The sequence below is a fragment of the Pedococcus sp. P1_H8 genome (genome assembly GCF_056405175.1).
On the sequence record NZ_JBFUCP010000445.1, the window covers coordinates 1 to 368 of the forward strand.

The following is a 368-nucleotide window of genomic DNA, read 5'->3' on the forward strand; positions in this document are numbered from 1 at the left end:
GCACGTACTCGCGCCCGCCACCGCGTTCGCTCCGGGTGAGTATCTGCACCTCGGACAGCCTCACCAGGCGCTCGGTGAGCGTCGTCGGCGAGATCTTCAGGATTGACTGGAACTCGCCGAAGCGGCGAACCCCCGACAGCGCCAAGCCCGTGACCAGGGCGCTCCAGCGGTCGCCGATCGCCTCCATGACCTCGGTGAACTGCAGGTCGGCCCGGCTCACCGACGGGGCATTGCGGGTCGATCGCCTTCGTCCGCTCCGTGCCGCGAGGACCAGCGATTCCCGGTCCAGTTCGAGCCGCGCATCCCGCGCGCCGACTGTGCCGTCGCAGTGCCGGCACATCATCGCCGGCGGTCCCCGGTGGCCGCAG

The 368-nt window shown here is 70.7% G+C and carries 1 protein-coding gene; it reads right to left on the reverse strand.

Translation table 11 applies throughout. From position 1 onward, the window contains the following. On the reverse strand, nucleotides 1–368 hold a 368-nt coding region (locus AC1DYG_RS20775; protein ID WP_477641718.1), incomplete at both ends, for a winged helix-turn-helix transcriptional regulator.